General features: G+C 70.2%; 1 protein-coding gene (only partly in view). It reads right to left on the bottom strand.

All coding sequences use genetic code 11. The features are described from left to right. Positions 1-14,982 carry part of the coding region annotated (locus tag WC969_14395) for a LamG-like jellyroll fold domain-containing protein (protein MFA6031043.1) on the bottom strand (this coding region is incomplete at its 3' end). Its footprint extends 38,713 nt past the window's final position, so 14,982 of the 53,695 annotated nt are shown.

The raw sequence follows: 14,982 nt of genomic DNA, 5'->3' as shown, positions 1-14,982 counted from the left end.
GCGCGGTGTCGACGTAGACCGTATAGACCGTCGAGGAGACGTTGCCCGCGTAGTCGCTGACGAACAGCGCCACCTGGTCGGTGGCCGCGTAGGCGCCCGTCGAACTGACGAGCGGGATGCCGTCGGCCTGCAGGACCCGCGCGCTCTTGTCGGTGTTGAAGGAGCCGGAGAGGGACAGGCTCGTCGTCGAGACCCAGGTCCAGGAGAGACCGGCGTTCGTCGAGTAGGAGACGGCGTAGGCCTTCCCGCGCTCGTGGGCGGCGAGCCCGTCGGACTCGAACTCGGCGAGGACCTCGACCGAGGAGCGGGCGACGTTGAACATCCGGAGCTCGTCGACCGCCCCACTGAGGAAGAGGGCGTTCCAGGTCCCGAGCAGCAGGGGCGTCGCGAAGTCGGTGCTGCCGACCGCCGCGGAGGCGCTCTGCTTGTCGAGCACGCCGTCGACGAAGAGCTGGAGCTGGGTCGCGGTGCGGACCAGGGCCACGTGGTGCCAGCCGTTGTCGTTGACGACGCGCGCGCCGTTGACGGTGACGCTGGCGCTCCCGTCGAAGATGTAGCCCTGCAGCCTGCCGGCGTTGAGGCCGAGGCGGTAGCCCGCGTTGAGGGTGTCATCCTTGGCGAGGATGCCGCGCGAACCGCCCTGGGTCGTCTTAAGCCAGAAGCTCGCGGTGAAGGGCCCTGCGCCGAAATTGTGCGAGGCATGGTCGCCGAAGTCGGCGTACTGGCTCGAGCCGTTGAGGGCGAGGGCCGAAGCGCGGCGTCCGGCGGCGAACTGGGGGGCGCCGAAGAGCGTCGCATCCAGGGAGAGGGCGGAGGCGTCGAGGAGGGCCCCGCCGGAGGACTCGTCGAGGTGCCACTGCCCGACGAGCCCCTGCGGCACGCCGGTGGAGGCCATGAGCCCCGCCAGGACGTCCTGGACGTTGAGGCGCAGGTTGACGACGTGCGAGGACATGTAGACGGCCGTGGGCAGGTTCGTCCAGGGGCCGGTGGCGGAGTCCGTCGAGACCTGCGGACCGGAGAAGGCCGGGGGCGCCGCGTCGACGACGAAGGAGCGCGACGCGCTCCACTGCGTGCTGCCGCCCGAGCGCAGGCGCCACCAGTAGGTCGTTCCGCTGACGAGGGTGTTGGTGGAGACGTAGTAGGCGTTCAGGGTCGAGGAGTCGGCGATGACCAGGGAGAAGGCGGAATCCTGGGCGAGCTGGATGGCGGAAGCGCCGGCCGCGGCCGTGGACCAGATGAGCGCCGGAGTCGTCGTGCTGAGGTAGGCGCCGTCGGCCGGAGACGAGGGCACGGGCGCCTGCGCGGTGTCGACGTAGAGCGTATAGACCGTCGTGGAGACGTTGCCCGCGTAGTCCGAGACGGTGAACGCGACCTTGTTCGTCTCGGCCAGCGTCCCGGTCGAGCAGACCAGGGCGATGCCGTCGGCCTGCAGGACCCGCACGCTCTTGTCGGTGTTGTAGGCGCCGGAGAGCGAGAGGCTGGTCGTCGAGACCCAGGTCCACGAGAGGCCGGCGTTCGTCGAGTAGGCGACGGCATAGGCCTTGCCGCGCTCGTGGGCGGCGAGCCCGTCGGACTCGTACTCGGCGAGGACCTCGACGGAGGAGCGGGCGACGGAGAACATGCGCAGCTCGTCGACCGTCCCGTTGAGGAAGAGAGAGTTCCATGATCCGAGCCGTAGCGGCGTCGCGAAGTCGGTGCTGCCCACCGCCGCGGAGGCGCTCTGCCTGTCGAGGACGCCGTCGACGAAGAGCTGGAGCTGGGTCGCGGTGCGGACCAGGGCGACATGGTGCCAGCCGTTGTCGTTGACGGTCTGCGCGCCGTTGACGGCGACGCTGGCGCTCCCGTCGTAGATGTAGCCCTGGAGCTTGCCGGCGTTGAGGCCGACGCGGTAGCCCGCGTTGAGGGTGTCGTCCTTGGCGAGGATGCCGCGGGTGCCGCCCTGGGTCGTCTTGAGCCAGAAGCTGACGGAGAAGGGCCCGGCGCCGAAGTTGTGAGCGGCCTGGCTGCCGAAGTCGGCGTACTGGCTCGAGCCGTTGAGGGCGAGGGCCGAGCCCCGGCGTCCGGCGGCGAACTGGGGGGCGCCGAAGAGCGTCGCGTCCAGGGAGAGGGCGGAGGCGTCGAGGAGAGCCCCGCCGGAGGACTCGTCGAGGTGCCACTGCCCGACGAGCCCCTGCGGCACGCCGGTGGAGGCCATGAGGCCCGCCAGGGTGTCCTGGACGTTGAGGCGCAGGGTGACGACGTTCGAGGACATGTAGACGGCGGCGGGCAGCGCCGTCCAGGGGCCGGTCGCGGAGTTCGTCGAGACCTGAGGACTCGAGAAGCCCGGAGGAACGGCGTCGACGACGAAGGAGCGGGAGGCGGTCCACTGCGTGCTCCCGCCCGAACGCAGGCGCCACCAGTAGGTCGTTCCGCTGACGAGGGTGTTGGTGGAGACGTAGTAGGCGTTGAGGGTCCCGGAGTCGGCGATGACCTGGGTGAAGGCCGAATCCTGCGCGAGCTGGATCGTCGAGCCGCCCGTCGTCGTGGTGGACCAGATGAGCGCCGGGGTCGTCGTGCTGAGGTACGCGCCGTCGGCCGGGGCCGAGGCGACCGGCAGGAGCGCGGTGTCGATGTAGACCGTGTAGACCGCGGTGGACACGTTGCCCGCGTAGTCGCTGACGAACAGCGCGACCTTGCTCGTCGCCGCGTAGGGGCCCGTGGAGGTGGCGAGCGGGATGCCGTCGGCCTGCAGGACGCGCGCGCCCTTGTCGGTGTTGTAGGAGGCGGCCACCGAGAAGGACGTCGTCGAGAGGTACGTCCAGGAGAGTCCGGCGTTGGTGGTGTAGGCGACGGCGTAGGCGCGGCCGCGCTCGTGGGCGGCGAGCTGGTCGGTCTCGTACTCGGCGAGGACCTCGACGGAGGAGCGGGCGACGGAGAACATGCGCAGCTCGTCGACCGTTCCGTTGAAGTAGAGGGAGTTCCAGGTGCCGAGCTGCAGCGGCGTCGCGAAGTCGGTGCTGCCGACGGACGCGGAGCCGATGACGCGGTCGAGGACTCCGTCGATGAAGAGCTGGAGCTGGGCCGCGGTGCGGACCAGGGCGACGTGGTGCCAAGAACCGTCGTTGACGGTCTGCGCGCCGTTGACGACGACGCTGGCGCCGCCGTCGTAGATGTAGCCCTGGATGCGGCCGGAGTTCAGCGAGACGCGGTAGCCGGCGTTGAGCGTGTCGTCTTTGGCGAGGATGCCGCGGGCTCCGCCCTGGGTCGTCTTGAGCCAGAAGCTGACGGAGAAGGGCCCGGCGCCGAAGTTGTGCGCCGCCTGGTTGCCGAAGTCGGCGTACTGGCTCGAGCCGTTGAGAGCGAGGGCCGAGCCGCGGCGTCCGGCGGCGAACTGGGGGGCGCCGAAGAGCGTCGCGTCCAGGGAGAGGGCGGAGGCGTCGAGGAGGGCCGCGCCGGAGGATTCGTCGAGGTGCCATTGGCCGACGAGTCCCTGCGGCACGCCGGTGGAGGCCATGAGCCCGGCCAGGGCGTCCTGGACGTTGAGGCGCAGGGAGACGATGTGCGAGGAAAGATAGACGGCCGTCGGCAGGGAGTTCCAGGGGCCGGTGGCGGGGCTGGTGGAGACCTGGGGGCTCGAGAAGCCGGGAGCGACGGTGTCGACGACGAAGGAGCGGGACGCGCTCCACTGCGTGCCGCCGGGCGAGCGCAGGCGCCACCAGTAGGTCGTTCCGCTGACGAGGGTGTTGGTGGAGACGTAGAAGGCGTTCAAGGTCGAGGAGTCGGCGATGACGAGGGAGAAGACCGCGTCCTGGGCGAGCTGGAGCTGGGACGCTCCGGCGGCGGCCGTCGACCAGATGAGCGCCGGGGTCGTGGTGCTGACGTAGGCGCCGTCGGCGGGGGCCGAGGGGACCGGCGGCAGAGCGGTGTCGACGTAGATCGTGTAGACCGTCGTGGAGACGTTGCCGGCGTAGTCGCTGGCGAACAGGGCGACCTGGTCCGTCGCGGCGTAGGCGCCCGTCGAGCTCACGAGCGGGATGCCGTCGGCCTGCAGGACCCGGACGCTCTTGTCGGTGTTGTAGGCGCCGGGGAGGGTCAGGCTCGTCGTCGAGACCCAGGTCCAGGAGAGGCCGGCGTTCGTCGAGTAGGCCACGGCATAGGCCTTCCCGCGCTCGTGGGCGGCGAGCTGGTCGGTCTCGTACTCGGCGAGGACCTCGACGGAGGAGCGGGCGACGGAGAACATGCGAAGCTCGTCGACCGTCCCGTTGAAGAAGAGGGAGTTCCAGGTCCCGAGCTGAAGCGGCGTCGCGAAGTCGGTGCTGCCGACGGAGGCGGCGCCGATGACGCGGTCGAGGACGCCGTCGACGAAGAGCTGGAGCTGGGTCGCGGTGCGGACCATCGCGACGTGGTGCCAGGAGCCGTCGTTGACGGTCAGGGAGCCGTTGACGTTGACGCTGGCGCCGCCGTCGAAGATGGAGCCCTGCAGCTTGCCGGCGTTGACACCGAGGCGGTAGCCGGCGTCGATGGCGTCGTCCTTGGCGAGGACGGCGCGGGCGCCGCCCTGAGTCGTCTTGAGCCAGAAGCTGATGGAGAAGGGTCCGGCGCCGAAGCGGTGCTCGGGGCGGTCGCCGAAGTCGGCGTACTGGCTCGAGCCGTTGAGCGCGAGGGCCGAGCCGCGTCGGCCGGCGGCGAACTGCGGAGCGCCGAAGAGGGTCCCGTCGGCGGCGAGCGCCGAAGCGTCGAGGAGGGCGCCGCCGGAGGACTCGTCGAGATGCCACTGCCCGACGAGGCCCTGCGGCACTCCGGTGGAGGCCATGAGTCCCGCCAGGGCGTCCTGGACGTTGAGGCGGAGACTGACGACGCTGGAGGACATGTAGACGGCGGCGGGGAGGGTCGTCCACGGCCCGGTGGCGGAGTTGGTGGAGACCTGCGGCCCCGAGAAGGCCGGAGGCGCGGTGTCGACGACGAAGGAGCGCACGGCGCTCCACTGCGCGCCGCTGCCCGAACGCAGGCGCCACCAGTAGGTCGTGCCGCTGACGAGGGTGTTGGTGGAGACGTAGTAGGCGTTCGCGGTCGTCGAATCGGCGATGACCAGGGAGAAGGCCGAATCCTGGGCGAGCTGGATCGCCGAGGCGCCGGCGGTGGCCGTGGACCAGAGGAGGGCCGGGGTCGTCGTGCTGACATAGGCGCCGTCGGCCGGGGCCGAGGGCACGGGCGGCAGAGCCGTATCGATGTAGACGGTATAGACGGTCGTGGAGACGTTGCCCGCGTAGTCGCTGACGAACAGAGCGATCTGGTCCGTCGCGGCGTAGGCGCCCGTCGAGCTCACCAGCGTGATGGCGTCGGCCTGCAGGACGCGCGCGCTCTTGTCGGTGTTGTAGGCGCCGGCGAGTGAGAAGCTCGCCGTGGAGACCCAGGTCCAGGTGAGGCCCGCGTTGGTCGTGTAGGAGACCGCGTAGGCGCGGCCGCGCTCGTGGGCGGCGAGCCCGTCGGACTGGTATTCGGCGAGGACCTCGACCGAGGAGCGGGCGACGTTGAACATGCGCAGCTCGTCGACCGCCCCGTTGAGGAAGAGGGAGTTCCACGCTCCGAGCTGCAGCGGCGCCGCGAAATCGGTGCTGCCGACGGAGGCGGCGCCGATGACGCGGTCGGCGACGCCGTCGATGAAGAGCTGGAGCTGAGCCGCGGTGCGGACCAGGGCGACGTGGTGCCACGAGCCGTCGTTGACGGTCAGCGAGCCGTTGACGTTGATGCTGGAGCCGCCGTCGAAGATGTAGCCCTGGATGCGGCCCGCGTTCAGGGAGACGCGGTAGCCCGCGTTGAGGGTGTTGTCCTTGGCGAGGATGCCGCGGGAGCCGCCCTGGGTCGTCTTGAGCCAGAAGCTGATGGAGAAGGGCCCGGCGCCGAAGCGATGCTCGGGGCGGTCGCCGAAGTCGGCGTACTGGCTCGAGCCGTTGAGGGCGAGGGCCGAGCCGCGGCGTCCGGCGGCGAACTGGGGAGCGCCGAAGAGGGTCCCGTCGGCGGCGATCGTCGAGGCGTCGAGGACGGCCCCGCCGGAGGACTCGTCGAGGTGCCACTGCGCGACGAGGCCCTGCGGCACGCCGGTGGTGGCCATGAGGCCCGACAGGGTGTCCTGGACGTTGAGGCGCAGGGAGACGATGTTCGATGAGAGGTAGACGGCCGTCGGCAGGGCGTTCCACGGGCCGGTGGCGGGGCTGGTGGAGACCTGCGGCACGCTGATGCCGGGCGCGGCGGCGTCCACGACGAAGGACCGCGCGGCGCTCCACTGCGTGCCGGCGCTCGAGCGCAGGCGCCACCAGTAGGTCGTCCCGCTGACGAGGGTGTTGGTGGAGACGTAGAAGGCGTTGAGGGTCCCGGAGTCGGCGAGGACCTGGGTGAAGGCCGCGTCCTGGGCGAGCTGGATCGCCGAGCCGCCCGCCGTCGTGGTGGACCAGATGAGCGCCGGGGTCGTCGTGCTGACGTACGCGCCGTCGGCCGGGGCGGAGGCCGCCGGCATCCCCGCGGTGTCGACGTAGACCGTGTAGGCCGCGGAGGCGACGTTGCCGGCGTAGTCGCTGACGAACAGCGCGACCTGGTTCGTCGCGGAGTAGGCGCCCGTCGAGCTCACGAGCGCGATGCCGTCGGCGAGCAGGGAGCGCGCGCCCTTGTCGGTGTTGTAGGCCCCGGCGAGAGTCAGGCTCGCCGTCGAGACCCAGGTCCAGGAGAGCCCGGCGTTGGTCGAATAGGCGACGGCGTAGGCCTTCCCGCGCTCGTGGGCGGCGAGACCGTCGGCCTCGTACTCGGCGAGGACCTCGACCGAGGAGCGGGCGACGTTGAACATGCGCACTTCGTCGATCGTCCCGTTGAGGAAGAGGGAGTTGAAGGCGCCGAGCTGCAGCGGCGTCGCGAAGTCGGTGCCGCCGACGGACGCGGAGCCGATGACGCGGTCGGGGATGCCGTCGACGAAGAGCTGGAGCTGGGCCGCGGTGCGGACCATGGCGACGTGGTGCCAGGAGCCGTCGTTGACGGTCTGCGCTCCGTTGGCGACGACGCTGGCGCCTCCGTCGTAGATGTAGCCCTGCAGCTTCCCGGCGTTGAGGCCGATGCGGTAGCCGGGGTTGAGGGTGTCGTCCTTGGCGAGGATGCCGCGGGAACCGGCCTGCGTGGTCTTCAGCCAGAAGCTGATGGAGAAGGGCCCGGCGCCGAAGCGGTGCTCGGGGCGGTCGCCGAAGTCGGCGTACTGGCTCGAGCCGTTGAGCGCGAGGGCCGCGCCTCGGCGTCCCGCGGCGGACTGGGGGGCGCCGAAGAGGGTCCCGTCGGCGGCGATCGTGGAGGCGTCGAGAACGGCCCCGCCGGAGGACTCGTCGAGGTGCCACTGCGCGACGAGGCCCTGGGGGAGGCCGGTGGAGGCCATGAGCCCCGACAGGGCGTCCTGGACGTTGAGACGCAGGCTGACGACGCTGGAGGACATGTAGACCGCCGCGGGCAGCGAGGTCCAGGGTCCGGTGGCGGAGTTCGTGGAGACCTGCGGGCCGGAGAAGGCCGGAGGCGCGGCGTCGACGACGAACGAGCGCGTGGCGGACCAGTTCGGGCTGATCTGCGACCGGACCCTCCACCAGTAGGTGGCGCCGCTGGCGAGCGTGTTCGTCGAGACGTAGTAGGCGTTCACGGTCGTCGAGTCCGCGATGACCTGGGTGCATCCCGCGTCCTGCGCGAGCTGGAGGGTGGAGGGGATGGCCGTACTCGTCGACCACGTGAGGAGGGGGGTCGTCGTGCTGACATAGGCGCCGTCGGCGGGGAAGCCCGGCACCGGCGGCAGGGCGGTATCGACGTAGACCGTGTAGACCGCCGTCGTGACGTTGCCGGCGTAGTCGCTGAGGAGCACGGAGATGAGGTTGGTCGGGGCCAGAGGGCCCGTGGAGTTGACCAGCCCGATCGAGTCGGCCTGGAGCTGGCGGGCGCTCTTGTCGGTGTTGTAGGCGCCGGCGACGGAGTAGTTCGCCGTCGAGACGGAGTTCCAGGTCAGGCCCGCGGTCGTCGAGAAGAGGACTGCGTACGCCCGACCGCGGTTGTGCGCCGCGAGGGAGTCGGTCTCATAGTCGGTGAGGATCTGCAGAGAGGAGCGGGCGACGGAATAGAGGCGGACCTCGTCGATGGAGCCCGTGTAGTAGCTGGCGCCGGCCCGGCCGATCCAGGTCGGCTGGCTCGAGGTGTTCGCCGCGGCGGAGGCGGAGAGCGCGAGGCGCGCGCCATCCTTATAGAAGGACGCCTGGCCGGCGCTCTGGACGACCGCCACGTGGTGCCAGTACCCGTCGTTGACGCCGATCCCGTCGACGCACTTCCAGGAGCCGTTCGTGTTGAGGCAGATGTCGCCGCTTCCCACCGCGTTGAAGGCGAGCGCGTAGCCGGCGGTGCCGGAATCCCAGTCGGAGACGATCGGCAGCAGGCCCGCGGGGATCGAGGTGCGCACCCACGCCGAGACCGTGAATTCGCCGCGCAGGTCGAGCTCCGGGCGGTAGGGGACGGCCGCATACTGGCTGCCCGCCGAGTCGAAGCCGAGCGCGCCGCCGCGGCGCCCGGCCGTCCAGGAAGGGCCGTTGACGAGGAGGGCGTGGGCGGAGAGCGTCGAGGCGTCGAGCGTCATCGCTCCCGAGGACTCGTCGAGATGCCACTGCCCGACGAGGCCCTGCGGCACGCCGGTGGAGGCCATCAGGCCCGCGAGCGTGTCCTGCACCGTGAGGCGCAGCGAGACGGTATGCGAGGCCATGTAGACGGCGGTCGGCAGGGAGAACCAGGGGCCGGTGGCCGGCGCGGTGCTGACCTGCGGGGCGGAGAAGAGCGGCTGCGCCGCGTCGACGACGAAGGAGCGGTAGTCGGACCAGTTGGAGGGGTTGATCGCGCTGGCGGTCCGCACGCGCCAGTAGTAGGTCGCGCCGCCCGGCAGCGTCGTCGTCGAAGAGAAGTAGGGGTTCATCGTCGTGGAGTCGATGAGGACCGTCGTGAAGGAGGCGTCGGAGGCGACCTGGATGCCGGCCTGGCCGGGGGTCGTCATCGTCCAGAGCAGGGTGGGCGTCGTCGTCCCGACGATGGCGCCGTTGTCCGGGGCGAGCGGCATCGGCGGCGCGGAGCTGTCGATGAAGACGACGTAGCTCGCCGTGGCGACATTGCCCGCGTAGTCGCTGACGACGAAGGTCACGCGGCTCGTGCTCGCGCCGGGGGCGGTGGAGCCGACGAGGGTGAGACCGTCCACCTGCAGCAGTCGCTGGCTCTTGTCGGTGTTCGTCGCTCCGGCGACGGTCACGCTCGCGGTGGAGACGTAGGTCCAGGTCTGGCCTCCCGTCGTCGAGTAGAGGACCGAGAAGGCCTTCGTGCGGTTGTGGGCCGCGAGCTGGTCCTCTTCGTAGTCCGCGAGCAGGGAGAGAGAGGAGCGGGCGACGTCGAAGGCGCGGAGCTCGTCGACGGAGCCGATGAAGTAGTTCGAGCCGCTTTCCGCGCCCAGGTCGAAGAGCGCCGCCGAGTCCCCGGAGCCGACGGCGTCGGCGGGGAGCTGGCGGTCGAGCAGGCCGTCGACGTAGAGCTGGAGCATCGTCGATGTGCGTGCGAGGGAGACCTGGTGCCAGGTGCCGTCGTTGATGACCGCATTGCCGTTGAGCGTGACGCTGTTGCCGCCGTCGCCGAGATAGGCCTGTACGCGGCCGGCCGCCGTCACCTGGAGCTCGTAGCCCGGCGTGCCGGAGCCGGCCGTCTTCGAGAGCAGGGCCCGCGTGAAGCTGGTGTTCGTCGTCTTCACCCAGACCTGCAGGGTGAAAGGGCCGGCTCCGAAGCGCAGATGGCGCGGGTCGCCCATCTCGACGTACTGCCCGGAGCCGTTGAGGGCGAGGCCCAGCCCGCGGCGGCCGGCGACCGACTGCGGGACGCCGAAGATCGTCCCGTGCAGCGAGAGCGTCGAGGCGTCGAGGGCGGTCGCCCCCGAGGACTCGTCGAGGTGCCACTGGCCGACGAGACCCTGCGGCAGCCCGGTGGAGACCATGAGTCCGGCGAGCGGGTCCTGCACGCTGATGCGCATGCTCACGATGTTCGACGACATGTAGACGAGGCTCGGGAGGTTGCTCCAGGGTCCGGTCGCCGAGTTCGTGGTGATCTGCGCGCCAAAGAGGGTCGGCGAGCCGAGGTCGACGACGAAGGTGCGCGCGGGCGCCCACTGCGCGCCGCCGGCGGCGCGCACGCGCCACCAGTAGGTCGCCCCGCCCGCGAGCGCGGTCGTCGAGACGCAGGCGTTGTTGAAGGTCGTCGAGTCGGCCGTGATCTGTAGGAAGCCGCTGTCGAGCGCGATCTGCGCCTGGTGGGCGCCCGTCGTCGCCGTCGACCACAGAAGCGCCGGCGTCGAGGTGCTCACGTAGGCGCCGTCGACGGGCTCGAGCGGGGTGGGCGGCGAGGTCGTGTCGATGAAGACCGTGTACGCGGCCGTCGAGACGTTGCCGGCGTAGTCGGAGACGATCAGCGCGACCCGGTTGGTCGTCGCCGCGGGGCCCGTGGACTGCGCGAGGACGAGGCCGTCCGCCTGCAGGATGCGGGCCGACTTGTCCGTGTTGTAGCCGCCGGCCAGCGTCAGGCTCGTCGTGGAGAGGTAGTTCCAGGAGTTCCCGGCGGTGGTGGAGAAGACGACGGCGTAGGCGCGGCCGCGGCCGTGCGCGGCGAGGGAGTCGGACTGATACTCCTGCGCGACCTCCCGCGAGGAGAGCGCGAGGGACCACAGCCGCGCCTCGTCGACGGCGCCCGGGAAGAGGAGCCCGCCGTTCTGCGCCCCGAGCTGGAGCGGCACGGCCGAGTCGACGGACGCGACGGAATTCGCGGCGACGTCGCCTTCCGGCGCGCCGTCGACGTAGAGTCTGAGCCGGTTCGAGCTGCGGACCAGGGCCGCGTGGTGCCACGCTCCGTCGTTGACGGTCCGCGTTCCGACGGCGCCCGAGGTGTTCGTTCCGTCCGAGATCGAACCCTGGACGCGGCCGAGGGAGGTCAGCAGCAGCTGATAGCCGGGGGTTCCCGCTCCACCGCTCTTGGAGAGCAGCGCGCGGCTGGAGCCGGAGGCGCTGGTGCGGAACCAGAGCTCGGCGGTGAAGGAGCCCGCGCCGAGGCTCATCCCCGCGGGGCTGGCGAAGTCGGCGTATTGACCCGAGCCGTCGAGGAGCAGGGCCGTGCCGAGGCCGTAGCGGCTCGGCGCATAGGAAGGTCCTCCGACCGTCGTGCCGTGGAAGGCGTTGGTCGAGGAGTCGAGAGGATGCAGAGGGGAGCCTTCTTCGAAGTGCCACTGTCCCAGCAGACCCTGGGGGACCCCGGTCGACGCCATGAGGCCCGCCAGGGGGTCCTGGACCGTGAAGCGCACGCTGACCGTGTTGGAGCTCAGCTGAGACGAGTTGGGCAGGGACGCCCAGGGACCCGTCGCAGGGGCGGTCGAGGCGACGACGCCGGAGATCATCGGCGAGGCGACGTCGACGACGAAGGTCGTGACGCCGGACCAGAGGGCGCCGCTGCCGGCCATGCTGCGCACGCGCCAGAAGTAGGTCGTGCCGTGCGACAACGAGACCGTGGAGCCGTAGAAGTTGTTGCCCGTCGTCGAGTCGGCGACGACCTGGGTGAAGCCCGCGTCGAGCGCGAGCTGGACGTTCGAGGTCCCGTAGGCGGCCGTCGACCATTCCAGAACGGGCATCGTGGTGCTGACGTAGGCGCCGTTGGCCGGGATGAAGGGAGAGGGGGCTCCTCCGGTGTCGACGAGGACGGCGTAGGCGGTGGTGGCGACGTTGCCGGCGTAGTCGCTCATCATGAAGGCGACGAGGTTCGTCGCGGCGCCGATCCCCGTCGAGGTCACCAGGTTGAGTCCGTCGGCCTGCAGGGTGCGCTGGGCCTTGTCCGTGTTGAAGGAACCGGAGAGCGTCAGGGTCCCGGTCGAGGCCTGGAGCCAGGTGAGGCCTCCGTCCGTCGAATAGACGACGCTGTAGGCCTTCGAGCGCATCGCGGCGGCGAGCTGGTCGCTCTGGAAGTCGGCGAGGATGTCGATCGAACTGCGGGCCACGTTGAAGACCCGGACCTCCTCGACGGCTCCTTTGAAGGGGGCGAGGGCGGTGCTCGCGTTGTTGCCGATGCGCAAGGGCTCCGTGCCGTCGATGTTCGGCATCCCCGCGGAGTTCTTCATATAGCGGGGCAGACCGTCGATGTAGAGGGTCGTCACGGTGTTCCTGCGGACGATCGCCGCATGGTGCCAGCCGTTGTCGCCGTAGCCGCTCTCGGGTGTGAGGAACCGGCGCTGGGGGTTCACGGTGTCGTAGTCGTAGAACACGAGGTTCTGTCCGGCGACGGAGCAGTTGAGGTCGCCGCAGACGAGCAGGTCGTACTGCGGCAGGTTCCCGGCGCCCTGGCGCTTGGAGAAGACGGCGCCGGTCTGATTGCCGTTCGCCTTGAACCACGCCTCGACGGTCCACCCGGACTGGGTGCCGGGGCGCAGAGCGGGCGCGTCGGGGACCTCGACCCACTGGTTGACGCCGTTGAAGTAGAGCGCGCTCCCGGTGCGGCCGGGCCCGAACTGCGGCCCGTTGATGAGCGTCCCATGGAAGGCGTTCGTCGACGAGTCGAGGACGAGGGCTCCGGAAGATTCGGCGAGATGCCACTGCGCGACGAGACCCTGGGGGATGCCGGTGGAGGCCATGAGCCCGGAGAGGGGGTCCTGGACGTTGATGCGCACGCTCACGCTGCCGGAGGTGAGGTAGACGGCGCTGGGGAGCGGGTACCAGGGACCGGTGGCCGGGGCGGTCGAGGCCATGGCCGAGGCAAGACTGGGGGAGTCGAGGTCCACCACGAAGGTCCACGGGTTCGACCAGTTGGCCGGGCTGTAGCCGGAGGCGTCGCGCACGCGCCACCAGAAGGTCGCGCCGTTGGGGAGGGTCACCGTCGAGGCGTAGAACGGGTTGCTCGTGATCGAGCTCACGACGAGCTGGGAGAAGCCGGAGTCCGAGGCGACCTGCAGGATGTTCCGGCCCGTGGTCGCGGTGGACCAGACGAGGACCGGGGTCGAGGTGCTCATGAAGCTGCCGGTGATCGGGCCGAAGTGCTGAGGCGGCAGCGAGGTATCGACGTAGACGACGAACGCCGCCGTGGAGACGTTGCCGGCGTAGTCGGAGAAGGTCACCGCGACCTGGTTCGTCGGGGCGCCGATGCCCGTCGAGGTGACCAGGCGCATCCCGTCGGCGCGAAGGGTGCGCAGCGTCTTGTCGGTGTTGGCCCCGCCGACGCTCGCGTTCGCGGTCGAGACGGCGACCCAGGTGAGGCCGGCGTTCGTCGAGTAGACGACGCGGTAGGCGGCCGAGCTGGAGTGGGCGGCGAGCTGGTCGGCCTGATAGTCGGCGAGGACCTCGGCCGAGGAGCGTGCGACGCTGAAGACCCGCACTTCGTCGATCGCTCCGGTGAAGTGCTCGGTGCCGTTCATGAAGCGACCGATCTGGACGGCGTTGGCGATGGCGTGAGCCGCGCCGGCGGCGACGGCGGTGCGCGTTCCGACGACGACGCCATCCACGTAGTAGACATAGCCGACTCCATCCATGCGGGTCGCCGCGAGATGGTGCCAGCTGTTGGTGTTGAGCGCGGGTCCTGCGAGGTCGCAGAAGGTCTCGAAGCTGTCGCAGACGCGCAGCTGGTTGCCCTGCGTCGCGAGGCTCCAATAATTGCCGAGGCCGTCCTGCTGGCTGACGATGCGTCCGTTGGCCGAGGCGAGCGGCGGCTTCACCCAGGCCTCGAGGGTGTAGTCGAGGAGGTCGAAGGCGGGGGAATCCTGGACGAGGACGTATTGCCCGACGCCGTCGAAGGTGAGCGCGGCGCCCCGCTTTCCCGCCGTCCAGCTCGCCGTCATCGTGCTCAGCAGAGCCCCGTCGTGTCCGTAGGGGGAGGCGTCGAGGGTCAGGGCGCCCGAAGACTCGTCGAAATGCCATTGGGCGACGAGACCCTGGGGGACGCCCGTCGAGACCATGAGGCCCGCGAGCGGGTCCTGCACGTCGATGCGCATGCTCGCGACCGTCGAGCTCAGGTAGACGTTCGTGTTCCACCAGACGTTCGCGGCCGGAGCCGTCGAGACCTGCGGGACTCCCAGGGACGGCGAGCCGACGTCCACGACGAAGGAGCGGACGGGCGACCAGCTGTTGGTGCTCAGCAACTGGCGCACGCGCCAGTAGTAGGTCGTCCCATGGACGAGGGTGTTCGTCGAGACGTAGTAGGCGTTGGCCGTGCTGGAGGCGGCGATGACCTGGCTGAAGCCCGTGTCCTTGGAGAGCTGGATGGCCGCGGCCGCCGTGTAGGGCAGGCGCCAGGTGAAGACCGGCGTCGTCGTGCTCACATAGGCCCCGTCCTCCGGGCTGCCCGGCGAGGGCGCCGGGTTGGTGTCCACGAGAAGGGTGTAGACCGCCGTGGAGACGTTGCCCGCGTAGTCGGAAGCCACCACGGCGACGCGGTTGGTCGAGGCTTCCGGTCCGGTGGAGCAGATGAGCGGGATGCCGTCGGCCTGAAGCGTGCGAAGGGTCTTGTCGGTGTTGTAGGCGCCCGCGAGCGTGACGCTCCCGGTCGAAAGCGGGGTCCAGGAGAGCCCCGCGTCCGTCGAGAAAAGGACGTGATAGGCGGCGCTGCTGTAGCGGGCGCGCAGGAGGTCGCTCTCATAGTCCTTGAGGACATCGATGGACGATCGAGCGACGGAGTAGAGCCGCACCTCGTCGATGCTGCCCGCGAAGTATTCCACCCCGTCGGCGCGCATGCCGATGGTCGTCCGCTGCGAGGAACTGTTCGCCGGGGTGCGGGCGGCCGCACCCCGGAACACGCCGTCGGTGTAGAAGCGCGCCTGCCCGCCGCTCAGGGTCACGGCGACCTGGTGCCAGACCCCGTTGTTGACCCCTACGCTCCCCACGCCGGACTCCGCCCCGCCGGCGTAGAGCTTGAGCGTGTCTCCGGGCCCCTCGTACTTGAACGTGTAGC

Source organism: Elusimicrobiota bacterium (assembly GCA_041660925.1).
In the GTDB taxonomy this organism is placed as follows: domain Bacteria; phylum Elusimicrobiota; class Elusimicrobia; order UBA1565; family UBA1565; genus JBAZUV01.
Note: the sequence above shows the minus strand (reverse complement) of the source record. Positions and strands in the feature narration are given on the sequence as shown.